We start from the raw sequence: 26,854 nt of genomic DNA on the forward strand, positions 1-26,854 counted from the left end.
AAAAAAAGCCCGTCCAGTGGCATGGACGGGCAAGGCAAGGGTATTAAAGGATCTTACAGGGTTAAAACAGTGGCATTACAGAGTGTTGCTACAGGAAATGCTGGCGATTATTTGTAGATAACCGCGGTACCGCTCAGTTTGTTGTTGCTGTTAGCGGAGGTAATGCTATAGCCGGTCGCGCCAGCGGCCTCTGCTTTTTCAGCCAGTTTGGCTTCCAGTCCATCCAGCGTCGTCGCGCCTTCAGCAGAAACCACACCGATTTTGTTCATGCTCTCTGCCTGAGCCGATGTGACCGGCTGAGCGGCGAACGCGCCGAAAGACAGAGCGGACAGGGCGATAGCGGCAGCAGCGTATTTGATGTTTTTCATAATTAATCTCTCGCAGGTTGTTCTGTATAGGGGACGATGTTCCGTCGATGTGATAAGTATCACGGTTTTTGGCGGGAGATAAAATCGAAGGAAATTAACAATCTCAATCTAATTTTTTGAATGATTATTAATTTATTGAATATTAATAAATTATTTTAGCCGGTGGCGGCGAAACCGGTTGGGACGGCATTCAGCGGGCTGGAAGGGCACATTTTGCCACTCCGTTTGCCAAAAATCGTGCGCGAAAAGTTAATGCGATATGCGGTAATGAACGGTAAATATCGGTCAGCGAAGCTGGCTATCTTTGGAACCTCTGCGATTATATCCCGAAAATGTATTGTTATGTAAATCTTTCTCCTGTTGGCATTTAACGCAGTATTTGACTCCCGCAACCGCCCGTCGGCGCGCCTCAGGAATCGGCTCTCCGCATTCTTCACAAAATTTGTTGCTTTCGCCCGATGACAGCTCATTTCGCGCCCGGGCTATCGCGTCGTTGATGGTGCTGTCGATCTGTTCCTGCACCGCGTCATCATTTGCCCAACCTGATGCCATAGTTCACCTCGCTATCTCTTCTCTCTTTAGTATAGAGAATATGGGGGTAAAAAATGACCAGACAAGGCTCAGATCTCTGACCATTCGCGCAGCAGGTTATGGTACAGATTAAGCAGAGACAGCACTTCGTCGCTTTCGCCGTGGCGGCTTTTTAATTTCTGAATATTGCCATCCAGTTCAAACAGCATACTGCGGCGTTTATCGTCACGGATCATTGACTGAATCCATAAGAACGAGGCGACGCGGACGCCTGAGGTCACCGGGGTGACGCAGTGCAGGCTGCTCGAAGGGTAGAGCACCAGGTCCCCGGCCGGGAGCTTAACCGCGTGCTGCCCGTAGGTGTCGTTGACGACCAGCTCACCGCCTGCGTAACTTTCCGGAGCGCTTAAAAACAGGGTGGCGGAAAGATCGGTGCGCATCCAGCCGCCCTGCGCCTGGCTGCGCACCGCGCCGTCGACGTGAAAACCGTAAGTTTCGCTCTGCTGGTAGCGGTTGAACAGCGGGCTGGAAATCGCCTTCGGCAGCGCGGCGGCAAAAAAAAGCGAACTGCGGTTCAGCGCCGCCAGCACGTTGCCCTGAAGCTCGGCGTAGAGGTTGCTGCGGGTGTCCACCTGCTGGTTATGTTTGACCTGAGCGCCCTGGTCGCCGGTCGTCACGCGCCCGTCAACCCATTCCGCCTGCTGAAGCTGAGCGGTAAAATCGTCCACTTCCTGAGGGGTGAGAACGGCGGGAATATGGTACATCATCGTTTTATCTCCTGAGAAAACGGGGCGTTGCCGCCCCGCCGTGGATCAGAAATGGATATTGGCGGTAAGCAGGAAGGTCCGCGGCTCGCCCGGGTGATAACGGTAGCCGCTCTTGTTAATCGAGGCGACGTAGTCGGTATCAAACAGGTTGTAGACGTTCAGCTGCAGGTCGAGATTGCGGTTAATGCGGTAACCGACTTTAGCATCGGCCACCCAGTAGCCTTCGGTATAAGAAGGCGTGCCGACCGCGCCGTCGCTGCCGCGATGCATGCTGCCGACGTATCGCGCGCCGGCGCCGACGGCGATCGCATCGGTGGCCTGGTACTGGCTCCAGAGGGTAAACGCGTGCTCTGGCGTATACGGCAGCGCGCTGGTGCCATCCTGGGCGGTGTTCGCGCCTTCACGAACGCTGGCATGCTGTTGGGTATAGCCGCCGATAACCTGCCAGTCAGGAGTGATGTTACCGGCCAGCGAAATCTCATAGCCTTCAACGCGTTTCTTACCATACTGCGAATAGCTGCCGTCGTCGTTCTGCTCGACTTCGTTTTCAATATCGGTGCGGAAGAGGGCGGCGGTCAGCAGCAGGCGTTTATCCATCAGCTCCCACTTGGTGCCGAGCTCGCTGGTTTTGGCCTTCTGCGGTTTAAAGTCGGTTCGGTTGGCGCTGCTGCCGGTGCCGCTTTGCGCGAGGGTAAAGTTGCTGCCTCCCGGCGGCTGCTGGGAAACGGCGTAGTTGACGTAGAGATTGCCGTTATCGGTCAGGTGGTACAGCGCGCCGGCCTTCCAGTTCACCAGGTTACCGCTGGTTGAGGTATCGACGGTGGTGAGCGGGGTATTTTTCGCGACCCCCGTCGGGCAGGCAATGGCGCCGCGTCCGGTACCGCCGCACAGGCTGGCGCTATCATATTTGGTCTGGTAATTGTCCAGACGGATCCCGCCGTTAAGTTCGAAGTCCTGGGAAATTTGCAGGGTATCGAAAGCATAGACGCCGAAGGTATCCGTCTGCCCGTTAGCGTTGGCGCCGCTGCGGTTCAGGCCGCCGATGGAGATGTCGCTGTTCGGATGGTAAATATTCACCGCCGGAGGCGTGAGCGGATAGACCCCGTAGTTGGTCTGGGTTTCACGGGTGAATTCCACGCCGGTGCTGACGTCATGACCGATAGCGCCGGTGTAGAACGTCGACGTCAGGTTAGTCTGGTTGGTCAGGATCTTGTTGCTGATGTCTTTGGTATTCGCCAGGCGCGACCAGGTCCAGGTGCCCACATCGTCAGGGTTTGGCTGGGAAATGTTTGACGCTCCGCCCATCACCGCGGTCATCAGATAATCCTGCTTCACGCGAGACCAGCGGGTGGTGTTGCGGATCGTCGTCGTGTCGCTCAGGTCGTGCTCGAAACGCATCGTCACGGTATCGGTTGTGGAATCATCGTAGTCGGAATCGGTGCCGTAGAAGTTGCTGGTGGCGACCTTGCCGGAGTGATTCAGCGCCGAGGTGCCGGCGTTGGGAGCGGAATAGCCCGGCAGCCCGATGGTAGGAATGCCGCCGTCGGGGGTGTTGTGCTGGGTCACGTGCAGATAGTTAAGGTACAGGCGGTTCTCGGTGCCGAGACCAAATGCCGCCGATGGCGCGACGCCGTAACGCTCGTTTTTCACCTTGTCCCGGCCCGCGTCGTGGGTTTTCTCGCCCATCAGATTCAGACGCACCGCGCTGGTTTCGCCAATGGCCTGGTTAATATCCAGCGTGCCGCGTCGGAACCAGGCGCTGCCAGCGCTGGCGGAGGCGTCGATACCCGAATCGAGGCGCGGCTGTTTGCTGATCATATTGATCGAGCCGGTCGGCGCGCTGCGCCCATAGTCGGAGCCTGACGGTCCCTTGATGACTTCGACCTGTTCGGTATTAAACGTATCGCGGCTGACGCTGCCAATATCGCGGATACCGTCGACGTAAATGCTGTTGGAGGTGTCCGCACCGCGCATGTAAATGGCGTCGCCGGTGGTCGAGTTGCCGTTTTCGCCAGCAAAGAAAGCGCCGACGCCGGGGACGTTTTTCAGCGCGTCGGTAAGGTTAGTGACCCCCTGATCCTTCATCACCTGCTCAGAAACCACGGTAACCGTTCGCGTGGTGTCGGCGATCGGCCGTGAAAATTTTGGATCGGCGGAGCGGGTCGGCGCGTAAAGCGATGGCGTCTGCGCTTCGACCACCAGCGTTTCGCCGCTAGTATTTTCAGTGCTATCCGCTGCAAGTAGCTGGCCGGACGGAGAAAGACTTAGGCATAAGCCAGTGAAGAGCGTGAGCGAGTTAAAACTGCTGAACGGCAAATTGTTATTTTTTTCCATTTCAATAAGTGACTTATCGTTTTAATTAGGCCATAACGACCGCAGACGAAGCGTTGCTTCGCCCCGACCACTGCAGGTGATTTCTATACAAAGTAATGAGTTTGATAGTGATTGTGATAATCATTATCAAAAACGAACGAATTTTTATCACTCATTTATAAAAAAATAAATACATTTATTTACATTGACCGCAATTTTTCTACATAAAGCGCACGGGGAGGGGGAGCTTAAGGCGGGGATACGGAAATCAGCAGCCCGGCCTGGGCAACGGAGATATTGCCGGCCGGGAAGTACGCTTAGCGGGCGTCCGGACGAATAAGATCAAAACGCAGGCTTTCATCAATGCCGTAATAGGCGCTTGGCCCTCCGGCGCGCAGGATTGGTTGGGCCTTGGCGGTCTGGTAAATTCCGTCATCCAGCAGCGATTCATCGATATGCACCGCGACCACTTCGCCCAGCACCAGCCAGGTGTCAACCGCTTGCCCTTCGGCGGTGGTTAACTGGATGCATTGTGAGAGGCGACACTCGAAGTTTACCGGGCTTTCGGCGACCCGCGGCGCGCTGACGATGCGGCTGGGAGCGGCAGTCAGCCCGGCGCGGATGAATTCATCTTCGTTATGGGGAAGGGTGGCCGAGGTTTCGTTCATCGCGACCGCCAGAGGGCGGGTGGCCAGGTTCCAGACGAACTCTTTCGTCTCAGCGATATTCTGCACGCTATCTTTCCAACCGCTGCTGGCAAAACCAATAATGGGTGGCCGATAGTTAAAGCAGTTGAAAAAACTGTAGGGGGCGAGGTTACGCTGGCCGCTGTTATCAACGGAAGCTATCCAGCCGATGGGCCGCGGCCCGATAATAGCGTTCAGCGGGTCGTGAGGCAGCCCGTGTCCGTGCGAAGGTTGGTAGAAGTACATACGATACCCGTGACAAAAAAAGAGATATCCAGACTCACTTATTTACCGCGCCGCCGTCAACGGGTATCTTACGCGGCTGTTCAAAGGAGATTGCCATGAAAGCCCAGAAACCGGGGTTACACCCGCGTAACCGTCACCAACAACGCTACGACCTGCCCGCGCTGTGCCAGGCCCACCCTGAGCTACAGGGCTTTATCACCCTTAACCCGGTGGGTGAGCAGACCATCGACTTCGCTAACCCGCTGGCGGTGAAGGCGCTGAATAAAGCGCTGCTGGCGCACTTCTACGCGGTGAAACACTGGGATATACCCGACGGCTTTCTCTGCCCGCCGGTGCCGGGCAGGGCGGACTACCTCCATCATCTCGCCGATCTGCTGGCGCTGGATAGCGGGACCATCCCGGCCAACGCCAGCATTCTCGATATTGGCGTTGGCGCAAACTGCATCTATCCGCTGATCGGCGTGCATGAGTACGGCTGGCGCTTCACCGGCAGCGAAGTGAACGCCGACGCCTTCGCCAGCGCCCAGGCTATCGTCAACGGCAATCCCGGCCTTACTCGCCAGATCCGCCTGCGTCGTCAAAAAGACGCCAAAGCGATTCTGACCGGCATTATTCATAAAAATGAGACCTACGACGCAACCCTGTGCAACCCGCCGTTCCATGATTCCGCCGCCAGCGCGCAGGCGGGCGGTGAGCGTAAGCGTCGCAACCTGGGGCTGGGCGAAGAGAGCGTGCTGAACTTTGGCGGCCAGCAGCAGGAGCTGTGGTGCGAAGGGGGCGAGGTCGCGTTTATTACGCAGATGATTCAGGAGAGCCAGCAGTTTGGCCGTCAGGTGAAGTGGTTTACCTCGCTGGTGTCTCGCGGCGACAACCTGCCGCCGCTCTACCGCGCGCTGACCGACGTCGGCGCGGTGAAAGTGGTGAAAAAAGAGATGGCCCAGGGGAATAAGCAAAGCCGCTTTATCGCCTGGACCTTTATGGACGAAGCCAAACGTCGCCGCGCTTTATAACGTCGGCTCGGCGGGAGCCGGCGGTCCCGCCGGCGCTGGCATCGGCAGAACCTGGTAAGTTTGTACCGGCGCCCGCACGCCCGCGAGGTCAAAGTGTCGTTTTACCTGAGTATCAAGAGCGAAGCGGACCGTCCACTGCTTCAGCGGCAGAGTAGTAAAGGTGACGCGCAGGGTGAAGGCGGTGTTGCTTAAGCCCACCAGCCCGGCGAAGGAGGGCTCGCCAATGATCAGCCCGCGAATCTCTTCCTGCGCCATCACTTCCGCGACCGCGTCTTTCAGCGCCTGGTTGGCCTTATCCAGATCTTCTTGCCGGTCAACATCATAGTTGGCCACCACCGAGCCGATCCCGCGCACGAAGTTGGCGAAGGTGGTTATCGAAGACCACGGAATAATATGATAGGCGCCGGTATCCTGGCGTACGCCGACGGAACGAATCGACATACGTTCTACCGTCCCGGTTAACGGCCCGATGGTCACCAGATCGCCGGTATTCATGCCGTTCTCAAATTGGATGAAAATCCCGGTAATAATATCTTTAACCAGGGTTTGCGCGCCGAACGAAATCGCGAGGCCCAGCGCGCCGGCGCCGGCCAGCAGCGGGGCGATATTCACACCCACTTCCGAAAGCAGGATCATGATAGTAATGGTGCTAATGACGACCGCCAGCGCGTTGCGAAACAGCGTCAGCAGCGTTCGGGCGCGGGCGCTGGGCAGCGGGCGGCCGTGAATATCCGATGCCAGACGGTTTTCAATCAGGCTGGCGAGCAGCGTCCAGCCAATCGCCGAGAAGAACAGGATCAGCGCGATGCGGATCAGCACATCCACCGCTTTTTGCCCGCTACCGTTATGCATCCACTGCCAAAAATCGAACAGGCCCCACGCGCTGAGCAGCAGCATAATCGCCACGCAAACCGTTAATATCCGCGCCGCTTTCAGCGAGGCGGAGATCCAGCCGTTAAGCCGTTTTTGCAGTTCAGGATAGTTGCGCTGGGTTTCCGGCGACAGGGTGATGGTTTTCGCAATCCAGCGCGACAGAATACCGGAGACCAGCGCGGCGGCACCGATGATGGCCAGGCTGCGCAGCGTCGCGCCCATCATAAATTTCAGGCTGTTGCCGGGGTCGAACAGCGAGAAGAAAAACAGCACGATAAAGTAAGCGCAGGCCAGCCAGTGCCAGATCAGCGCAAAGGCGCGGATAAACAGGCTAAAGAAGGCCAGCGAGCGGTCGGCGAGATGGATGAGTCCTTGGGTAATCAATTTCTTATTGTGAAATATCAGATACAGCGCCCAGAGCGTAATGCACAGCATAATCACCACGTTGGCCAACGCGCCAAACTGGACGTTGACCTGGTTGGAGATAATCGGCACCGCGACGATGAGCCCGTAGCCAATCAGGCTGCTCAGCGCGCTCAGGCGCAGGTTCCAGTATTTCGCCGCGTCATCGCTGAGGTTGAACGGGCGTAGCTCCGGGATGCGGGGGCAGAAAATGAGCCGCAGAATGGCCTTGAAAAATTCAATCAGCGCGAAGGCGTTGAGAAACAGGCTTTGCTGGAAGGCGATGGTGGGATTATTACCGTTCAGGCGGTCGCTTAAAAGCTGGCCCACGAAGAGGGTGAGCGCCAGCAGAAGCAGGTCGAAAATAAACGCGCCGGCGATCGTTGCAGGTAGCTGAAGCCAGTTGCTGCGGTCGCGGTTTTTATGCCGTCCCCAGTGACCCATCTTGCGATACAGCGGCAGGGCCGCCAGGCGTACCAGCCACCAGAACGCAAACACCAGACCTGCCAGCAGCAGGAAATGCCAGGCGGCGCTGGTGAAGGTTTGTGAATTAAACGCTTTGTGCGGAGAACCGGTGATGTTGCGCCACAGCTGGGAGAAGCGCGAAGAGAGCTGTTCGCCGTATTCGCGGCTGATGTGGGTGACGTTCTCCAGCACCGTGGTCTCATCTTTTATTTCCGGCGGCGTCAGCGTCGGCGTACTGTCCGGCGGCGGCGTGGCGGCGGCTTTCCGCAACTGATCGATAAGCTCCTGACGAGCGTCGGCGTTTTCAAGCACGTCGGCCAGCGCGCCGTAGGCCGCTTTCTTCTGCGCCACATCGGGTTCGCTACTGCTGGACTGCTCCGTTGTGGCTGCCGGAACGCCGGGCAGCGTCGCGGCCCATAGCGGAGCGGTGAAGAATAGGGCAAGCAGTAACAAAATCCGCGGCACAGGCACCTCCATTGCATCTCAAACCAATAAGTATAGAAGACGCGATTCGGAGAGTGGGGTTGGGATGATTCTGGAAAGCGGCTCTCCCGCGAAGGGAGAGCCGGAGGCATCAGGCTACGTGCTGCAAAAACTCGCGCAGGCGCGGGCTGGGCGGGTTATTCACCAGTACCTGCGGATCGCCATCTTCCGCAATGCGCCCTTTATCGATAAAGATCAGGCGCGAAGCCACTTTCTCGGCGAAGCCGATTTCATGGGTAACGATAACCATGGTCATGCCTTCTTCGGCCAGATCCTGCATCACCTTCAGCACTTCATGACGCAGTTCGGGGTCAAGCGCGGAAGTGGGCTCATCAAACAGCATCATTTTCGGTTTCACCGCCAGCGCCCGGGCAATGGCCACGCGCTGCTGCTGCCCGCCTGAAAGCTCAGAAGGATAGTGGTGCGCGCGTTCCGCGAGGCCGACTTTCTCCAGCAGGTCTTTCGCCAGTTTTTCCGCCGCCGCTTTATTGGCGCCGCGCACGCGCAGCGGGCCAAACATCACGTTTTCCAGCGCCGTCAGGTGCGGGAACAGATAAAACTGCTGGAACACCATACCGGCTTCCTGGCGAATCAGGCGCTCGTCAACCTTCGGGTCGTTGACCTTCAGACCGTCGACGATCAGATCGCCGCTGGTAATCTCTTCAAGTTTGTTAATACAGCGCAGCAGGGTCGATTTACCGGAGCCGGACGGCCCGATAATCACCACGACTTCGCCCTGGTTGATCTTCAGATCGATATCATGCAGCACTTTGGTTGGGCCAAAGTGCTTGGAAACGTTTTTAAATTCAATCACAGGATTTTCATCCTTCTTTCAAGACGACGCAGAACAAAGCTCAGCACCAGGGTGATGATCAGATAGATAACCGCAACGGCGCTCCAGATTTCCAGCGCGCGGAAGTTACCGGCAATAATTTCCTGGCCCTGGCGGGTCAGTTCGGCCACGCCGATGACGATAAACAGCGAAGTATCTTTGATGCTGATAATCCACTGGTTGCCCAGCGGTGGCAGCATACGGCGCAGCGCCAGCGGCAGGATCACGTAGCGAATGGTTTCCCGACGAGAGAGGCCCAGCGCGAGGCCGGCTTCGCGAAAGCCTTTATGGATCGACAGCACCGCGCCGCGGGTGATTTCCGCAATATAGGCGCCGGAGTTGATCATAATGGTGACCACCGCCGCGGAGAACGGGTCGATACGTAAATCGCTAAACGCCATGGGTAGAGCGAAGTAGATGAACATCACCTGCACCACAATCGGGGTGCCGCGGATGATTTCGATAAAGACCAGCGCGATGTGGTTGGCAATCCAGCCGCCGAAACAGCGGGCGAAACCGGCCACCAGACCGATTATCAGACCGCCGACCAGGCCGAGGACCGAAATCCACAGCGTCATTTTGGCGCCTTCCAGCAAAATAGGAATGGCGGGCCAGATGGCACTCCAGTCAAACTGCATAATGTGTTCCTGTTACCGTCTCGAAAACAGAGGAAAACCCTCTGAGAAAACTATTCAGGCCTGCTGAGGGGGTAGCCCGGAGCGCTCCAGGTCTACCAGACCACCGCAGGCCTGGAAGAGAGCATCGCTAATTATTATTTGGGTTCAGTACCGAACCATTTTTTATAAATTTCGTTGTAGGTGCCGTTCTCACGCAGCGTTTTCAGCGCGCCGTTCACTTTTTCGCGCAGCTCGTCGCTGCCTTTCGGGAAGGCGATACCGTAGTTTTGCGCTTCCAGCGAGTCGCCTACCGCTTTGAACTTGCCGTTGCCCGCCGTTTTGATGAAGTAAAGGATGTTTGGCGTATCGTGCAGAACCGCATCGGCACGACCGGTGCCCAGTTCCATATAGGCGTTATCGATGTTCGGGAACTGGCGCAGATCTTTGGTTTTGATATTCGCTTTTGCGTAATCAACGGAACCGGTGCCGCCTTTCACGGCAACCACTTTACCGTTCAGATCTTTGACATCCTTAATATCGTTGTTATTGGCGTTGACCATGACCAGCAGGCCGCTTTTGTAGTAGCCGTCTGAGAAGTCGATGGCTTTTTTACGCTCGTCGGTGATGGTGATCCCCGCCAGCGCAAGGTCGATGTTTTTGGTTTGCAGCGCCGGAATAATGCCGCTGAAGTCCATTGGCTTCAGGGTGTAATCGAGCTTCAGCTCTTTTGCAATCGCTGCCCACAGGTCAACGTCGAAACCAACATACTTATCGCCCTGCTTAAATTCGAACGGAACAAACGCCGTATCGGTCGCGACAACCAGTTTTTTATCAGCGGCGTGAGAAGAAACCGCAAAAGCCAGGGTCAGTGCAGCCAGTGAAACTTTAAATACAGACTTCATAGCATTTCCTTTTTTATCCACGGGACGATCCCCTGCGAGAACAAGTTGCCTTATGAAAATATCATGCCAGTTTTACAACCTGTTGTTTTATAACAATCAGAATGAATCCTGTTGCACAATGTTGATAACGGACAACGTTAAATGCACCATTATGGGGCGTTATTTTGGTGCATCATAAGAGCATCGCATAACACGAGCATTTTTAGCGCAAACCCTGATGTTAAAACAATCTCGGCGTAACGATTGTGTGAGGTGATTATTACAATTGATTTACTTTTGCACGTATTTTGAACATTCTCATGCACTGAGGTGGTGCGTGGCGGGGGGGAAGGAAGTAAATAAAAAAAGCCGCCAGCGTGGCTGACGGCAGTTAGCGTTACTCGATATTGGCTTCGATGAACCACAGGAATTTATCCAGGTCGCGGGAAGCGGCGGTGAAGATATCAGCGGTGTCTTCATCTTTGGCTTCATCGATGGCTTTACGCACATCGTTGGCGACGATGGCATAGCGGTCGGCCAGCTCTTTCAGATGGTCCTGGACGCTATGGATATCCAGCGGGTAGCTTTTCAGCGGGCTTTTGCTGTTGATGACCTGAGTGGTACCCAGCGCTACGCCACCAAGCTGTACGGCACGTTCTGCCATCGTATCAAGGTGGTCGACGAGCGCAGTGCGGAAGCCGTCCAGCATCTCATGAACGGCAATAAAGTTTGCACCGCGCATATTCCAGTGAGCCTGTTTGGTAATCAAAGACAGGTCAATGAACTGGATCACCTGGCGATTCAGCAGCTCAACGGTCGCCTTCTTAGCGCTATCAGCGACGTCGTTACGGGTATAGAGCAGATTCGTTGCTTTAGTTTTAACCAGTTTTGCGGTACTCATAGTGTCATATCCTCTTGATATATGTACTCGTCATACTTCAAATTCGAATTATTCGGAGCGTCTCATCCCAATAACTTGCGGAATTAAGTATAGCAACGGATCTGAGCTTTGCAGCGGCGGTAGTCTCTATCGGTCTGATAGTGCAGGGCTGTTAGTCGGGTGAAATGCTTTATAAATCAAAGGGGGTTGATTGGTTTTTCCGCCAATCAGCCCTTTTTTAGTTAGCTGATGTCGACCTTCTGGATTTTGGTTTCCCGACGCATTGTCAGCGTAGAGCCCATTGACGCCAGGATAATCGCCCCCAGCGCCAGCGTTTGGGTCGCGGTTAGCGTTTCGCCAAGAAACACCATCCCGGAAAGCGCGGCGAGAGCCGGCTCCATGCTCATCAGGGTGCCGAACGTCTTGCTCGGCATACGGGTCAGGGCCACCATCTCCAGAGAGTAGGGCAGCGCGGTAGATAAAATGGCGATCCCGAGCCCCGGCAGCAGCAGCCCCCACTGAAATAGCGTATCGCTGGCCTGAATCATCCCCATCGGCACGAAGACCACCGCGGCGATCAGCGACCCCATGGCAACCGTTGCCGGGCCGTGCTCTTCCCCGGCGCGCTGGCCGGTCAGAATGTAAACCGCCCAGCATGCGCCCGCGCCGAGCGCCAGCAGCGCGCCAACGGGATCGATCTGCGCCACGCTTTGCCCCAGCGGCAGCAGGAACCATAGCCCGAGCACCGCCAGCGCCACCCAGACGAAGTCGAGGGGGCGGCGGGATCCAAATAGCGCTACCGCCAGCGGCCCGGTAAACTCCAGCGCGACGGCGACGCCGAGCGGAATGCGTTGAATCGATAAATAGAACAGGTAGTTCATCGCGCCAAGCGAGAGGCCATACAGCAGCAGCGGCAGACGCTGCTCCGGGGCAAAGCGCAGGCGCCAGGGTTTGAAGATGACCACCAGGATTAAGGTACCGAGCGCCAGGCGCAGGGCGGTAACGCCTGGGGCGCCGACCAGCGGGAAGAGTGATTTGGCCAGCGAGGCGCCGCTCTGAATGGAAATCATGGCGATTAAAATAACCAGTATCGGCAACCATGCCGGTACCTTACGAGACGAGCCGGGCATCCTTTCTCCTGTCAATTTTGTCAAATGCGGTAAAGGTTCCAGTGTAATTGAATTACCCCGCGCCGGTTGAGCTAATGTTGAAAAAAAGGGTCTTAAAAGCAGTACAATAGGGCGGGTCTGAAGATAATTTCACCACCAGATTAGGAATAATCTGGATACACGTCTGGCGCTTTATGAGCCTTAATAGGAGTATATTTGTAAAAAAGGTTTGTTTTCCAGTTTGTTATAGAAACGTAGAAACCTTTAGTTACATGAAAAAGTACGTTAGACAATGTAAAGTGAAAAGAGTTTCCCAAAAGTTTTTGTTATATTTAAGGCTTAGGACTTATTAGAAACACATTTGAGGTGGTTATGAATAAAATTGCACGTTTTTCAGCACTGGCCGTTGTTCTGGCTGCATCCGTAGGTACCACTGCTTTCGCTGCGACTTCTACCGTTACCGGTGGCTACGCGCAGAGCGACATGCAGGGTGAAGCGAACAAAGCTGGCGGTTTCAACCTGAAGTACCGCTACGAGCAAGACAACAACCCGCTGGGTGTTATCGGTTCTTTCACCTACACCGAAAAAGATCGTTCTGAATCTGGCGTTTACAAAAAAGGCCAGTACTACGGCATCACCGCAGGTCCGGCTTACCGTCTGAACGACTGGGCTAGCATCTACGGCGTAGTGGGTGTTGGTTACGGTAAATTCCAGGACAACAGCTACCCGAACAAATCTGATATGAGCGACTACGGTTTCTCTTACGGCGCTGGTCTGCAGTTCAACCCGATCGAAAACGTTGCCCTGGACTTCTCCTACGAGCAGTCTCGCATTCGTAACGTTGACGTTGGCACCTGGATTGCTGGCGTAGGTTACCGCTTCTAATCACTTCGGTGATATAAAAAATCCGCCTCGAGGGGCGGATTTTTTTTGCCTGCTGTTTACGCGTCTGAGTTAATTGATAGTGAACGCGTCGGTACCCAGATGGGTATAGTCCACTTTCTTCAGCTGGAAGTTGGTGATGTAGGTTGGGCCAGCCTTTTGTTCAGAGATGAAACGATAGCGCGGGGCAATCTCCTGAGCGCTGATCCCGGTCCACTGGGAAAAGAAGCTCAGGAAGTCGTTGGCGGAGCGCCGCGCTTTAATGACCTTATGCGCTTTATCATCGCTGGAGATCACCATAAACGGTACCTGGAAATTCTGCTGATACTTATCGTCGTGCGCCAGATACTGCACCTCTTTCCCGCGCTCTTTAAATGCCAGACCGTGATCGGAAAAATAGGTCATCGAGAAGGTTTCGCCAGAGTTTTGTAGCTGAGTATAAAGATTGCTCAGCAGCGTGTCGGTTTGCGTCATGGTGTAGAGATAGCAGGAGGTCTCTTTCGACTGAACAAAAACCGTGTATTTCCCTTTGGTGCGATCGCAGGCCTGCGGATGTGAGCCCATTAAATGCAGGACGATCAGCTGCGGCTGGGTACGGCGGGTGGCCAGCACCTGCGCGGTCAGCGTTAAGAGCTGCTCATCCTGGGTATTTTTATTGGCCTCGAAATCACCATTCTTGAGGAACTGAACCTCATCCGCGCGTTTGGCGATGCTGGCAATCGCCGTATCGTATTCGCCAATTTGCCCCTGATTCGAGAACCACCAGGTCTGAAAACCGGCGCGGTTGGCGAGGGTCACAAAGTTATCCTGAAACTGCGGCTTATCGTCGACCACCCGGTTGAGGGTTAAACCGAGCGACTTCTGCGTTGAGCCGCTGGCGGCAACGTAGTCATTGAACAGATAGCCTTTTACCGAACTGGCGAACGGGGTGTTGTCCCAGTGGCCGCCAAAGGCGCCGAGCGCATCGCGACGGGCGCTCTCGCCAATCACCACCACATACAGATGATACTTCGGCTTTACCGCCAGTACGTGCCAGCTGTCTTTCATATTGGCGAGCTGCGCCATTCGCGCCTGCTCATCCAGCACTTCATTATTATTCACCACCACATCTTTAACGAAGCGGACGGCGGGATAGCCGGTATCGATAACCTTAAAGACGCCGCCCCAGGCGAGGTTTTGCACCGGCTGGAGAAAGAAACTCGCGGTGCAGAACAGCAGCCCCAGCGTATCCATTTTCCCCCAGCGCGCCGACGTTTCCGGCTTGCGGCGTACGGCAATGACGCCGAGCGCAAAGATAAACACGGCCAGCAGATAGTTGTACCACGGGAAAATGGTCAGGATCTCGGTGGACTCTTCGAGGTTGGTGGCATGCAGCGCCAGCAGCGTATTGAAGTTAGGCGCGCCGTAGGCCTGGCCAAAAGGGTAGTACATGGCCGCCAGCAGCGAATAAACGCCGACCACCACTTTTTGCGCGCGCGGAAAGCTGCGCCACAGAAGATGCAGCACGCAGGTAAAAGCAACGGTATAGAGCAGGCTAAAGTCGTAGCCCAGCGCCAGGTTAATAAACAGCGATTGTAAAAAATAGAATCCTGTCCATGGGTTCAGTACCAGTCCGCGGGCGACCAGCGTTTCTTTCAGCGTGACATTCATAGTAAACAATCAAAAAAGAGCCATGTGCGTCCCCTGGCATCAAGGGGTAAAACCTGCTGGACAGTGCGTGAAGAGGGTCTCTGCGAGCCGCAGTAGTGGCAGGGCTGACAAAAGATAGGGCTTGCAAATGTTAAGGTCAACTATCCATAACGGATTGTTTTGGGAGAAAGCTTACAAAACTTGAAAAAAGTTGCTGAAGCGCTGAGTAATCAGCCAGTGTGGCAGGGAAATATGACAGAAAAATGAAGCGGCGTACCGCGACGCCGCGCTAGTTGTTGGGTTTATCCTGTGGGGGTTTGCCGTTGATCAGATCGCACAGCATACCGACAAGCATTAACCGAACTTTAAAAGGAGAATGGGTAAACACGTTTAAGCACCTCTTGAATTCATTCATAACGACCTCCTGTAACTTCGTCCTTCGCTCCCTGAAGGATGTGTGTATTACGTACAGATATAGCACAGGCTATATTTTATAGCTATGGCTAAAACGTTAATTTTTTGTTCTCCGTGCGCGATCCATTACAATGGGGATCCTTTTATATGATGCTTGATGCGTCACAGGAATGAGGAAGCACAATGAACCGTCGCGCAGGTAAGCCAATAACAAAAAAAGTGACGCAGCTAGTGAATGTCGAGGAGCACGTTGAGGGGTTTCGTCAGGTGCGCGAGGCGCATCGTCGGGAGCTGATTGATGACTACGTGGAGCTGATCTCCGATCTAATTATGGAAGTGGGAGAAGCCCGTCAGGTGGACATGGCCGCGCGTCTTGGGGTGTCGCAGCCAACGGTTGCGAAAATGTTAAAAAGACTGGCGAGCGTCGGGCTGATCGAACAGATCCCCTGGCGGGGGATCTTTTTGACTCCGGAAGGCGAGAAGCTGGCGCATGAAAGCCGGGAACGCCACCAGATCGTCGAAAACTTTTTACTGGTGATCGGCGTTAGCCCGGAGATTGCGCGTCGCGACGCCGAAGGGATGGAGCACCACGTCAGCGAAGAGACGCTGGCGATGTTTAAACAGTTTACCCTCAAGCAGGGGTCGCTGGGAGAATGAACCTCGTCTTTGTTCAGTCGCTGATCCGCGACCGCTTTTTACATCTGCTGCTGATTATCGGCGTTGTTTTAAGCTTCTTTGTTCCGTTTGCCCCCGCCGCCTGGCTTCACGCCATTGACTGGCATACGATTATCACCCTTAGCGGGCTGATGCTACTGACCAAAGGTATCGAACTGAGCGGCTATTTTGACGTCATTGGCCGCAAAATGGCGCGCCGCTTTGTGACCGAACGCCAGCTGGCCATTTTTATGGTGCTGGCGGCCGCGCTGCTTTCCACCTTCTTAACCAACGATGTGGCGCTGTTTATTGTCGTACCGCTCACGCTGACCCTGAAAAAATGGTGCGCCATCCCGACAAGCCGGTTAATCATTTTTGAAGCGCTGGCGGTGAACGCCGGGTCGTTGTTAACGCCTATCGGAAACCCGCAAAACATTCTTCTCTGGGGGCGCTCAGGTCTCTCCTTTCCGGCCTTTATCGGCCAGATGCTGCCGCTGGCGGCGGCGATGATGATCACCCTGCTGGCGCTGTGCTGGTTCTGCTTTCCCGCGAAGCATCTCAACTATCAGAGCAGCGATAAGGCGCCATCGTGGCGGCCAAAGCTGGTCTGGAGCTGCCTGGCGTTCTATCTGGTCTTTTTGACCGCCTTAGAGCTGAAGCAGGAGCTGTGGGGACTGGCGCTGATCGCGCTGGGTTTTCTGCTGCTGGCGCGGGCGGTGATTATCAACGTCGACTGGACGCTGCTGCTGGTGTTTATGGCGATGTTTATTGACGTTCACCTGCTGATCCAACTGCCTGTTCTACAGCATGCGCTCAACGGCGTTGGCCAGCTCTCGGCGGGAGGATTGTGGCTGACCTCGATTGGCCTGTCGCAGTTTATCAGCAACGTCCCGGCGACCATTTTGCTGCTTAATTACGTTCCGCCCTCAACGCTGCTGGCCTGGGCGGTTAACGTCGGCGGGTTCGGCCTGCTGCCGGGCTCGCTGGCCAATCTGATTGCGCTGCGCATGGCCGGCGATCGTCGTATCTGGTGGCGTTTCCACGTCTATTCCCTGCCCATGCTGCTGTGGGCGGCGCTGGTGGGGTATGGATTGCTGCAGCTCTGATTTTCAGAGAATTGGGCAAGAAACGGACAGAAACGCCACATTCGCGCTCTCCTTTTCCGGGGTATAACTCTCTTCACGATGGTGAATCACCCTGATTAAGGAGAGTCCTATGCGTTATCAAAAACTGGGCCATACCGGCCTTTTTGTCTCTGAGCTGTGCCTGGGCACCATGACCTTCGGCGGCGAAGGCGGCCTGTGGGGGAAAGTGGGGCAGCTGCGCCAGGCGGAGGCAGAGCAGCTAGTGGGCAGCGCGCTCGATGCGGGCATCAACTTTATCGACACCGCTAACGTCTATTCGGAAGGGCGCTCGGAAGAGATTACCGGCCAGGCGTTGAAGAATATGAAGGTGCCGCGTGAAAACGTCGTGGTGGCGACTAAAGTGTTTGGCGAAACCGGCACCGCAGGCGTGAACTCGCGCGGCAGTTCGCGCTATCACATCATCGGCAGCGTGAAGGAGAGCCTGCGTCGCCTGCAGCTCGATCATATCGATCTCTATCAACTCCATGGCTTCGATCCGGCGACCCCCATCGAGGAGACGCTGTATGCGCTGGATAATCTGGTGCAGCACGGCCACGTCCGCTACATCGGCGTGTCGAACTGGGCGGCATGGCAGATAGTCAAAGCGCTGGGCATTTCCGAACGACTGGGGCTGGCGCGCTTTGCCTCGTTGCAGGCTTACTACACCATTGCCGGGCGCGATCTGGAGCGCGAGCTGGCGCCAATGATGCAGAGCGAAGGCCTGGGCCTGATGGTCTGGAGTCCGCTGGCGGGAGGGCTGCTCAGCGGTAAGTACGATCGCGACGGACAGTCGGCGAGCGGCGGCCGTCGTCAGGAGTTCGATTTCCCACCGGTGAACAAAGCGCGGGCTTTTGACTGCATTGATGTAATGCGCGAGATTGCCGATGCGAAGGGCGTTTCGGTGGCGCAAATCGCGCTGGCCTGGCTGCTGCATCAGCCGGCGGTAAGCAGTGTGATCATTGGCGCGAAGCGCGCGGAGCAGCTCGCCGAGAACCTCGCGGCAACCAGCATTGTCCTCAGCGGCGACGAGCTGGCGCGGCTTGATGCGGTCAGCGCGCTGCCGCGAGAGTATCCGGGCTGGATGCTGGAGCGCCAGGGCGAATACCGTCGCGACCAGCTAGCACAGCAGTAACTTCCTCTCTTGCACGCCGGATCGTCTGTTTCGCGATCCGGCTTTTTTATCCGCTGCGCTCACAAAAAACGATCCCTGGGTTTGCCCGAAAATAAGATTTCGTTTATATGACTAGTCATGAAATTTATATGACTAGTCATGGGTGCGAGCGATGAACAGAACACTAGCGGCAGATTTTTTATGGGGTAACTCGGTTTCCAGCATGCAAACCGAGGGGGCGTGGAATGAGGGCGGTAAAGGGATGTCGGTTTACGATATCCGCCAGTCCGCGGAATTGACTTCCGACTGGAAGGTGGCGACCGATTCGTACCACCGCTACCGGGAAGACTTCGACCTGATGCAGGATTTGGGCATGAACTGCTACCGCTTCCAGATTGCGTGGAGCCGCGTTTGCCCGGAAGGCGACGGTGAGTTCAATGAAGAAGGTATCGCCTTTTATCACCAGTTTATCGATGACCTGATTGCCCGCGGCATTGAGCCGATGATCTGCCTGTATCACTTCGATATGCCGCTGTCGCTGGCTGAACGCTACAACGGGTTTACCGACCGCCGGGTGATGGAAGCCTTTATTCGTTACGGGCAGAAGATGATCGACTGCTTTGGCGACAAGGTGAAGTGGTGGCTGACCTTTAATGAACAGAATCTCTACCATATGCCGGACGCGTTTCTGATTTCAGGCTACATGCGCGGCGAGAAGACCCTGCGCGAGCTGTATCAGATCCAGCACCACGTGATGATGGCCCACGTGCACCTGACGCAGTATCTGCACCAGGCGAAGCCGCAGTGCCTGATGGGCGGGATGCTGGCCCACGCGCTGGTCTATCCGGCGACCTGTAAACCGCGCGATATCCTTTGCGCCCAGCAGCTCGACGAATTTTTAAACCAGAATCTGCTGCGCGCCTTCGCCGGGGAGGGCTACAGCCCGGAAGTCATGCACGTTGTCGCTCGCGAAGGCTTTGCGGATATCTACCGCGCAGAGGATCTGGCGCTGATGGCGCAGGTCAAAATCGACTATCTGGCCTTTAGCTACTACGCCAGCAAGGCGCTGGATAGCGATCCGATCCCGCCGGGCACGCCGGTGAACCACTACATGCAGTTCGGCGATAAAAAGAATGACTATCTGAACGCTACCGAGTGGGGCTGGCAGATTGATCCGCTGGGCTTTCGCACCATCATTACCCGCTACTACAACGACTGGCGTCTGCCGGTCTTCCCGATTGAAAACGGCATCGGGGTGATTGAGTCCTGGGACGGCGAGAACCCGATCGCTGACGATTACCGTATCGCCTATCATCGCGATCATATCAACGCTATGAAAGAGGCGATATTTGAGGACGGCGCGCAGGTGATTGGCTATCTGGGCTGGGGGCTGATCGATATTCTCAGTTCGCAGGGCGATATGCGCAAACGCTACGGCGTTGTCTATGTGAACCGTGAAAACCACGACCTGAAGGACCTTAAGCGCGTTCCGAAGAAAAGCTATGCCTGGCTCAAGCGGGCCATTCGCAGCAATGGCGAAGAGATGTAACGGCGCCTCGCGCGGGCAGATGGTATATTCTGCCCGCCAGTCGCTATCAGCAACGTAAAAGGATCGGGGAATGACGGCCAAATATCTGAGTATCGCGCGGGAAATCAAAAAACGTATCATCAGCCGACAGTATCCCGCCAGCGCGCCGTTACCCGACCAGTTCGCGTTAGCGGCGGAATTCAGCACCAGCAGGATGACCATCCAGCAGGCGATGCGTCAGCTGATTGTCGAAGGCCTTATCTACACCCGCAAGGGGCAGGGCACCTTCGTGCGCAAAAATTTCCTCCAGCTTTCGCAGTGGGAACTGCCCGGCAGCGACTATTTTGGCGCCACCAAAACCTGGGAGCACTTAGGGGAAGTGGCCAGCCGGGTGATTCGCTTCGAGCTGCGCTTTCCGACGGAAAAAGAGCAAACTTCGTTGCTGATTGACGCCGATGCCCCGGTCTATGATTTCGTTCGCCTGCGGCTGCTCAACGAGGAACCGGTGTCGCTGGATCTCACCGTGATGCCGGTCGCGCTGGTGCCCGGCCTGAATAAAACGCATCTCGAAGGCTCGGTGTTTCGCTACCTGCAGGAGACGCTGGGGCTCAAGATGATGGGATCGTATCGGGTGGTGCGGGCGATGAAACCGCAGGCGCTGGACAGGGAATATCTCAACTGCGAAGCGAGCGATCCGGTGCTGGAGGTGGAGCAGGTGATCTATCTTGAGGACGGTACGCCGCTGGAGTATGCCCATTGCCACTATCGCTACGATCACGGCGGAATTATTCTGGTGAATAACGGATAAAAAAAGGGCGGGCACCGGGCCCGCCGCGCTGCGCGATGCGCTGTTAGTTCAGACGCACCGGCATACCGGAACGGTTCTGGATCGCCTGATCGACCACGCTCTGGTCTACGTCAGTCTGGCTGGTAATCGCCTGTACGGATTTGGTCAGGTTAATCGGTACGATTTCGCCGCCCTGGAACTGCTCTTCAGTGGTGGACAGCGGGTTGTGAACTTCAATGAAGCGGCTGCCGTCAGGCTCGGTAGTGGCTTTTACCGGCTCATCGATAAACTCTACGCGGGTGCCGACCGGCACGTTTTCAAACAGGAATTTAATATCGTCGTTACGCAGACGCACGCAGCCGTGGCTGACGCGCAGGCCGATGCCGAAGTTGGCGTTGGTGCCGTGAATGGCGTACAGGCGGCCGATATACAGCGCGTACAGGCCCATCGGGTTATCAGGACCGGCCGGAACAACGGCCGGCAGCGGTTCGCCGGCAGCGGCATATTCAGCGTGCATTTTGGCGGTAGGCGTCCAGGTCGGACCGGCTTTTTTACGCTCAACTTTGGTTACCCAGTTGATCGGGGTGTCTTTGCCGAGCTGGCCGATACCGATCGGCAGCACGATGACGGTGTTGGTGCCCTTCGGATAGTAGTAAAGGCGCATTTCCGCGCTGTTGATGACGATACCCTCATGCACGGTGTCCGGCAGGATCAGCTGCTGCGGGATATTCAGCACGGTGCCGCCTTTCGGCAGGAAGGTGTCCACGCCCGGGTTGGCTTCCAGCATGTTGGATAAACCCATCTGGTATTCGGCGGCGAAATATTCCAGCGGCTGCTTGTTGCCTTCCGGAATGGTGATCACCTGGTTCTGGCCAATCAGACGGCTGCCGTCGGTAGGCAGAGGGTAGGTTACAGCAGAAGCTGTGTTGCAAAAGCCCACGATGGCGAAGGCTGCCGCGAAGAGTGTTGATAATTTCATAATCTTTATGTCGTGGGCGATATTAATGCCGCACAGGCCTTTGTCAGTTTAAACAGGAAGTCGATGGGAGCGCATTATATGTGCTTTCCGGCAAACAGGTAAATGAGATGTGTACGAAATCACATTTTTTTCCTGTGACCGTGAGTGTAGCCCGTCAACGCTGGCCCTGCAGGCTAAAAACGGGAGGGGATTACCCCTCCAGAAGCCGCGCCTGGAGCGCTTCTCGCGCCTGCGGCGTCAGCTGATACTCTTTTTCCAGCCAGGCATCGACGCTGGCGTAACGTTCATCGATGCCGGAAAGCGCGGCGGCAAGGTAAGATTCATGCACCGTCATCATTTCCGCCAGGTTTTGCCGACCGCGGACGGACAGCTCATTGCCGAGGGATGCGAGCAAAAAATCCTCGACCTGCGTCAGCATGCCCTGGGTGAGCAGGTACTCCTCCATCACCGTGTGGCGATCGCAGCCGAGGGCGAACAGCGTCAGCGCGCAGCCCACGCCGGTACGGTCTTTCCCTACCGCGCAGTGCTGCAATAGCGCGCCGTCGAAAGGCTCCATCAGCCAGCCGGCCAGCTGGCGATAAGCGGCGTTATTAAACGGCAGCTGGCGATAGAGCTCCAGCATAAACTGCTCGCCGTTAAGGGCGTTTAGCGTGGCGGCGTTGAGCTCGGTGACTTTGGCGTTGACGTCGCGAACGTGCGGATTCGCCGGAGCGTTGAGGTAGCGAGCCGCTTCGTTCAGCTTATCGGGGCTACGATTCACTTCTCCCGGGTCGCGATAATCAATGACCCGGCTCAGAGGGATGGCGTCCAGGTGGGTGAGGTCATCGGCCGTCATCATATGCAGCGAGCCGGAGCGGAATAGTTTTCCGGTCCGCACGCGGCGCCCGTCGGCGGTACGCTGGCCGCCCAGGTCACGAAAGTTGATACCGCCCTGCAGCGATAAGAAAGCCGGATGGCGGGAGAGTGTGGTCATAGGTTCCTTCCAGATTAAGGTAAAAAATTACGCATTAAGCAGTGTAACCGCGCAATATGACACGACCCTAACACAAGCGTCATTGATGATTTTATAACGCCCCGTGAAAAGTGAAGCATTTGCTGGCATAATGTCTGGTTCATCACACTTCTCATTCTCTATTTTCAGGATAACCCCGTGCTAGTATCCAGCAACGTCACCATGCAGTTCGGCAGTAAGCCGCTGTTCGAAAATATTTCCGTCAAATTTGGCGGCGGCAATCGTTACGGCCTGATTGGCGCCAACGGTAGCGGCAAGTCCACCTTTATGAAGATCCTCGGCGGCGATCTTGAGCCGACGCTGGGCAACGTCTCCCTCGACCCGAATGAGCGTATCGGTAAGCTGCGCCAGGATCAGTTTGCGTTTGAAGAGTTCAGCGTGCTGGATACGGTCATTATGGGCCACGGCGAGCTGTGGGAAGTGAAGCAGGAGCGCGATCGCATCTACTCCCTGGCGGAGATGAGCGAAGAAGACGGTTACAAGGTGGCTGACCTTGAAGTGCTGTACGGCGAGATGGACGGCTACTCCGCCGAAGCGCGCGCCGGCGAACTGCTGCTCGGCGTCGGTATCCCGGTTGAACAGCATTACGGCCCGATGAGCGAAGTGGCTCCCGGCTGGAAGCTGCGCGTGCTGCTGGCGCAGGCGCTGTTCTCCAACCCGGATATCCTGCTGCTTGATGAACCGACGAACAACCTGGACATCGATACCATCCGCTGGCTGGAGCAGACCCTCAACGATCGCGACAGCACCATGATCATCATTTCGCACGACCGTCACTTCCTGAACATGGTTTGTACCCACATGGCGGATCTGGATTACGGCGAGCTGCGCGTTTACCCGGGCAACTACGATGAATATATGACCGCGGCGACCCAGGCGCGCGAACGTCTGCTGGCGGATAACGCCAAGAAAAAAGCGCAGATTGCCGACCTGCAATCTTTCGTGAGCCGCTTTAGCGCCAACGCCTCTAAATCTCGCCAGGCGACCTCACGCGCCCGTCAGATTGACAAAATTAAGCTGGACGAAGTGAAAGCGTCCAGCCGTCAGAACCCGTTCATTCGCTTTGAGCAGGATAAGAAGCTGTTCCGTAACGCTCTGGAAGTGGAAGCGCTGGCAAAAGGCTTTGACAACGGCCCGCTGTTTAAAAACTTCAACCTGCTGCTGGAAGTGGGGGAGAAGATCGCTATTCTGGGCGCCAACGGCGTGGGTAAATCCACAATGCTGAAAACCCTGGTCGGCGACCTGATGCCGGATAACGGTACCGTTAAATGGTCCGAGAACGCGCAGATTGGCTACTATGCCCAGGATCACGAATATGAATTCGAAAACGATCTGACGGTATTTGAGTGGATGAGCCAGTGGAAACAGGAAAGCGATGACGAACAGGCGGTGCGCAGCATCCTGGGCCGACTGCTGTTCAGCCAGGACGACATCAAAAAGCCGGCGAAAGTGCTCTCCGGCGGCGAAAAAGGCCGTATGCTGTTCGGTAAGCTGATGATGCAGAAACCGAACATTCTGGTGATGGACGAACCGACCAACCACCTGGATATGGAATCGATCGAATCGCTGAACATGGCGCTGGAGATGTATCAGGGGACCCTGATTTTTGTTTCCCACGACCGTGAGTTTGTGAGCTCGCTGGCGACCCGGGTGATTGAAATTACGCCGGAGCGCGTGGTCGACTTCACCGGTAACTACGAAGATTATCTGCGCACTAAAGGTATCGAATAATTTTTCTGTTGCTTGTCCCGGATTGCGGCGCCGCTGCGCCTTATCCGGGCTAGCGGCCCGCAGACGGCGGTGAGCCCGTAGCCCGGGCAAGGCGCGTTGAGCGCCGCCCCCGGGAGCAGTTTGCAGAGTGGCAGAATTCCCCGGAGGCGCCGCTGCGCCTTATCCGGGCTACACCCGCCACTCGCTCCTTTCTTCACCGTTCACCCGCAGCCTGCGTTTTTCCCCCGCCGGCAACGATACCTTCAGCGCTTTCCACGCCGGACGATAATCGCCGCGCGCCTTGACCTTCAGGTTAATGCTGGCGCTATCGCAGACCATTTCCCATTCCACCCACAGCGCATTGCCGTTCCGGTAGCCCCAGCTTTCGCCGTCGTCTTCAAACAGCAGGCCGCGACAGGTCCCCATTCCTTTCAGCGGGAACAGTTTCAGCTCGCGGGTATCGTCTTTTTCAGCGCAAACGTGGCGAATGCGTTCGCTAAGCGGCAGGCCTGTCCCGGCGCGAACCAGCAGCGGCAGTTTTTCCAGCGGCGCATCAAGGACGATCCACTGGCCGCCTGCGTACCACTGGTGGCTGTAAAAGTCGTACCAGCCGTCCTGGTTTGCCGGCAACCACACGCGGCGCTGACGCGCGCCGGGTTCGACGACGCTGGCGACCAGCAGATCGCGACCCAGCAGGAAGTCGTCGCATTCGGCAAACGTCTGCGCATCGTGTTCGTGATCGAGGAAGGTCGGGCGCAGCATCGGTTCATCGTCGGCGTGAGCCTGCCACAGCAGGGTATAGAGGTACGGCAGCAGACGATAGCGCAGCTCAATGGCTGAACGGATCGCCGGGGTGACCTCCGGGTACATCCAGGCTTCGTTGACCGTCTGGTCGTCATTCCACGAGTGAATGGTAAACCGCGGATGCATAACGCCGTTTTGTACCCAGCGCACGAACAGCTCCGGGTCCGGTTTGTCGCCAGAGAAGCCGCCCACATCGTGTCCGACGTTGAACAGCCCGGACAAGCTCATACCCAGCCCCATGCGGGTGTTATAGCGCAGCGTCTCCCAGTTGGTGCGGTTATCGCCGCTCCAGGTCTGGACGTAGCGCTGCATCCCGGCGCAGCCGGAGCGAGAGATCAGATACGGGCGTTTCTGCGGCGCAAAGCGATGCTGGGCCTCCAGCGACGCGCGCATCATCAGCAGCGGCATCACCGGGCGAATATGTTTGATAGCAATTTCGTGGCCGAATCCGTGACAGCGGGCTTCGCCGTCCCAGACTTCATACTCGTTATTATCGTTCCACGTGGAGTCGATGCCCAGCTCCAGCAATTGGGTCGTCACGCCTTCCTGCCACCAGGCGACGGTTTGCGGGTTGGTAAAGTCGAGATGCGACCCTTCGTCATCCCAGAAGCTGGAGCGCTCGGGAGCATCGGCCTGTGAATCGCGGATAAAGAGCCCGCGCTCCGCGACCTCGAGATAGCGCGGATGGTCCTGCAGCAGGCAGGGCTTAATATTGGCGGCGAGCTTCAGCCCGGCATCGTGGAAGGCCTGGCTCATCACCTTCGGCTGCGGCACCTTGTCGTTGTTCCAGTTAAAGACGTAGCGCTTGCCGTTAATCGAGGTATAGCCGGAAGAGAGCTGGAACGAATCGCACGGAATGGCGTGTTCATCGCACAGGCGGATAAAGTTCATCAGCTGGTTTTGCGCATCCGGCGCGTCGGTGTAGTGCATCGTCGAACCGCTGTAGCCGAGACTCCATTTCGGTCCGAACAGCGTTTTGCCGGTCAGGCGGACGAACGCTTTGGTGATATCCAGTACCCGCTTGCCGGAAAACAAATAGTAATCAATGTCTCCCGCTTCCGCCTGCCAACGGCGATAGGCGGTATGGTAATTATCGATTTCGTTGCCGAGATCCAGCCAGCAGCTGCTCAGGTTGTCGTAAAACAGACCGTAGCTGACATCGCTGCGCTGCGTGATGGTAAACGGAATATGTTTGTACAGCGGGTCGGTGCTCGCCGCGTTATAGCCCATGGCGTCGAGGTTACGCATCTCATAGCGTTTACCGTTACGCTGCAGATTGCCGGCTTTTTCGCCCAGACCGTAGAAGCGTTCGTCTTTGCGTCGGCTCAGGTAGTGGGCAACGCCGTCGCCGTGCGCATTCGCCAGATAGGCGCTGGTGGGGCGGTCGTTCGCCAGCGGCTGCCACTCGCCGGCCTCATCGCGATAGCGCCATTCCAGCCACAGCGGCTGGTGGACGGTGACGCGCAGCTGGTCGGTGGCAATGGTCAGGGCGTCGCTATGCTCCGTGAGCTGCCAGGCGGGTAGGCTAAAGCCGCTCAGCTCTTCGCGCGGGCGTCCTTCCCACGGCACGTCCTGTTGGGGAGCGATACTCCAGGTGCGATCCAGCGCCAGCTGGCCGTGCCGCTTCAGCAGTACGCGGAACATATTTTCTTCCAGCACGTACAGACACAGGGTGTGCTGGCCGTCGACGAGCAGCTCAACGTGATGCTCCAGCCGTTGGTGTAAGGTCCAGTTTTTCAAAGTCTTCATTTTTTACA

The 26,854-nt window shown here is 56.3% G+C and carries 24 protein-coding genes; 8 read left to right on the plus strand and 16 right to left on the minus strand.

All coding sequences use genetic code 11. The features are described 5' to 3' along the window. Positions 1-107 precede the first annotated feature (107 nt). The 5 genes from ybiJ to KOSB73_RS11655 all read right to left on the minus strand — a co-directional run bounded on the left by ybiJ (position 108) and on the right by KOSB73_RS11655 (position 4,911). Positions 108-368, minus strand: coding sequence for a DUF1471 family protein YbiJ (ybiJ, locus tag KOSB73_RS11635; RefSeq protein WP_004130722.1), 261 nt, complete (start codon positions 366-368; stop codon positions 108-110). A 285-nt stretch (positions 369-653) separates the two neighbouring features. After that, positions 654-920: a DksA/TraR family C4-type zinc finger protein gene (locus KOSB73_RS11640; RefSeq protein ID WP_004130731.1), complete on the minus strand. Its 267-nt coding sequence runs from the start codon at positions 918-920 to the stop codon at positions 654-656. Positions 921-988: 68 nt separating this feature from the next. Continuing rightward, complete coding sequence (ybiX, locus tag KOSB73_RS11645; protein ID WP_004135195.1) at positions 989-1,666, minus strand: PKHD-type hydroxylase YbiX; 678 nt, start codon at positions 1,664-1,666, stop codon at positions 989-991. Between the two features lie 45 nt (positions 1,667-1,711). Then, positions 1,712-4,000: a catecholate siderophore receptor Fiu gene (locus tag KOSB73_RS11650; protein WP_082237398.1), complete on the minus strand. Its 2,289-nt coding sequence runs from the start codon at positions 3,998-4,000 to the stop codon at positions 1,712-1,714. Between the two features lie 296 nt (positions 4,001-4,296). After that, on the minus strand, positions 4,297-4,911 hold the full coding sequence (locus tag KOSB73_RS11655) for a flavin reductase family protein (protein WP_024360127.1): 615 nt from the start codon (positions 4,909-4,911) through the stop codon (positions 4,297-4,299). Between the two features lie 95 nt (positions 4,912-5,006). Here KOSB73_RS11655 and rlmF point away from each other — a divergent pair, with 95 nt between their 5' ends. Then, positions 5,007-5,921: a 23S rRNA (adenine(1618)-N(6))-methyltransferase RlmF gene (gene rlmF / locus KOSB73_RS11660; protein ID WP_024360126.1), complete on the plus strand. Its 915-nt coding sequence runs from the start codon at positions 5,007-5,009 to the stop codon at positions 5,919-5,921. Here rlmF and ybiO read toward each other — a convergent pair. From ybiO to rhtA, 6 genes are all read right to left on the minus strand, one after another. Then, positions 5,916-8,126, minus strand: coding sequence for a mechanosensitive channel protein (gene ybiO, locus KOSB73_RS11665; RefSeq protein ID WP_098140522.1), 2,211 nt, complete (start codon positions 8,124-8,126; stop codon positions 5,916-5,918). The two genes, rlmF and ybiO, sit on opposite strands and share 6 nt — an antisense overlap. Positions 8,127-8,235: 109 nt before the next feature. Further along, entirely contained in the window at positions 8,236-8,958 is a 723-nt protein-coding gene (gene glnQ / locus KOSB73_RS11670) for a glutamine ABC transporter ATP-binding protein GlnQ (RefSeq protein WP_004135180.1), read from the minus strand. Next, complete coding sequence (gene glnP, locus KOSB73_RS11675) at positions 8,955-9,614, minus strand: glutamine ABC transporter permease GlnP (RefSeq protein ID WP_004100490.1); 660 nt, start codon at positions 9,612-9,614, stop codon at positions 8,955-8,957. The genes glnQ and glnP overlap by 4 nt, the downstream gene beginning before the upstream one ends. 134 nt (positions 9,615-9,748) lie before the next feature. Beyond that, positions 9,749-10,495: a glutamine ABC transporter substrate-binding protein GlnH gene (gene glnH / locus KOSB73_RS11680; protein ID WP_004135178.1), complete on the minus strand. Its 747-nt coding sequence runs from the start codon at positions 10,493-10,495 to the stop codon at positions 9,749-9,751. A gap of 376 nt (positions 10,496-10,871) precedes the next feature. After that, positions 10,872-11,375, minus strand: coding sequence for a DNA starvation/stationary phase protection protein Dps (gene dps / locus KOSB73_RS11685; protein WP_004130751.1), 504 nt, complete (start codon positions 11,373-11,375; stop codon positions 10,872-10,874). 221 nt (positions 11,376-11,596) lie between these two features. After that, positions 11,597-12,484 carry a threonine/homoserine exporter RhtA gene (rhtA, locus tag KOSB73_RS11690; protein ID WP_004130753.1) on the minus strand — a complete coding sequence of 296 codons (888 nt, stop codon included), beginning with the start codon at positions 12,482-12,484 and terminating at the stop codon, positions 11,597-11,599. Between the two features lie 351 nt (positions 12,485-12,835). Between rhtA and ompX the strand changes: the two genes are divergently transcribed. Further along, positions 12,836-13,348 (plus strand): outer membrane protein OmpX, encoded by a 513-nt coding sequence (gene ompX, locus KOSB73_RS11695; RefSeq protein ID WP_004130755.1) that lies wholly within the window; start codon positions 12,836-12,838, stop codon positions 13,346-13,348. Positions 13,349-13,417: 69 nt separating this feature from the next. On the opposite strand, the gene KOSB73_RS11700 is transcribed toward ompX, so the two are convergent. Next, positions 13,418-14,995, minus strand: a complete 1,578-nt coding sequence (locus KOSB73_RS11700) for a phosphoethanolamine transferase (protein ID WP_098140523.1) — start codon at positions 14,993-14,995, stop codon at positions 13,418-13,420. Between the two features lie 268 nt (positions 14,996-15,263). Continuing rightward, positions 15,264-15,389, minus strand: a complete 126-nt coding sequence (mntS, locus tag KOSB73_RS11705) for a manganase accumulation protein MntS (protein ID WP_004130761.1) — start codon at positions 15,387-15,389, stop codon at positions 15,264-15,266. A 182-nt stretch (positions 15,390-15,571) separates the two neighbouring features. Here mntS and mntR point away from each other — a divergent pair, with 182 nt between their 5' ends. From mntR to KOSB73_RS11730, 5 genes are all read left to right on the plus strand, one after another. Continuing rightward, a complete protein-coding gene (gene mntR, locus KOSB73_RS11710; RefSeq protein ID WP_004130763.1) occupies positions 15,572-16,045 on the plus strand; it encodes a manganese-binding transcriptional regulator MntR in 474 nt (157 codons plus the stop codon). Continuing rightward, positions 16,042-17,148, plus strand: coding sequence for an anion transporter (locus KOSB73_RS11715; RefSeq protein ID WP_004135174.1), 1,107 nt, complete (start codon positions 16,042-16,044; stop codon positions 17,146-17,148). The genes mntR and KOSB73_RS11715 overlap by 4 nt, the downstream gene beginning before the upstream one ends. 109 nt (positions 17,149-17,257) lie before the next feature. Beyond that, positions 17,258-18,298: an aldo/keto reductase gene (locus KOSB73_RS11720; RefSeq protein ID WP_098140524.1), complete on the plus strand. Its 1,041-nt coding sequence runs from the start codon at positions 17,258-17,260 to the stop codon at positions 18,296-18,298. Positions 18,299-18,449: 151 nt separating this feature from the next. Continuing rightward, a complete protein-coding gene (locus KOSB73_RS11725) occupies positions 18,450-19,826 on the plus strand; it encodes a glycoside hydrolase family 1 protein (protein WP_024360121.1) in 1,377 nt (458 codons plus the stop codon). 70 nt (positions 19,827-19,896) lie between these two features. Further along, entirely contained in the window at positions 19,897-20,613 is a 717-nt protein-coding gene (locus KOSB73_RS11730; protein WP_004135171.1) for a GntR family transcriptional regulator, read from the plus strand. Between the two features lie 43 nt (positions 20,614-20,656). On the opposite strand, the gene ldtB is transcribed toward KOSB73_RS11730, so the two are convergent. Together ldtB and KOSB73_RS11740 are read right to left on the minus strand one after the other, a co-directional pair. Continuing rightward, entirely contained in the window at positions 20,657-21,571 is a 915-nt protein-coding gene (gene ldtB / locus KOSB73_RS11735) for a L,D-transpeptidase (protein WP_004130773.1), read from the minus strand. A gap of 190 nt (positions 21,572-21,761) precedes the next feature. After that, positions 21,762-22,544, minus strand: a complete 783-nt coding sequence (locus tag KOSB73_RS11740; protein ID WP_098140525.1) for a tyrosine-protein phosphatase — start codon at positions 22,542-22,544, stop codon at positions 21,762-21,764. Positions 22,545-22,721: 177 nt separating this feature from the next. Here KOSB73_RS11740 and KOSB73_RS11745 point away from each other — a divergent pair, with 177 nt between their 5' ends. Next, the gene (locus KOSB73_RS11745; RefSeq protein ID WP_004135166.1) at positions 22,722-24,314 is read left to right on the plus strand and encodes an ABC-F family ATPase; all 1,593 of its coding nucleotides are present in this window, start codon (positions 22,722-22,724) and stop codon (positions 24,312-24,314) included. 168 nt (positions 24,315-24,482) lie between these two features. Here the strand turns inward: KOSB73_RS11745 and KOSB73_RS11750 are convergent, their stop codons facing one another. Then, a complete protein-coding gene (locus KOSB73_RS11750) occupies positions 24,483-26,846 on the minus strand; it encodes a glycoside hydrolase family 31 protein (protein WP_098140526.1) in 2,364 nt (787 codons plus the stop codon). Positions 26,847-26,854: the final 8 nt, after the last annotated feature.

The organism is Klebsiella grimontii, assembly GCF_900200035.1.
GTDB classification, from domain to species: Bacteria; Pseudomonadota; Gammaproteobacteria; order Enterobacterales; family Enterobacteriaceae; genus Klebsiella; species Klebsiella grimontii.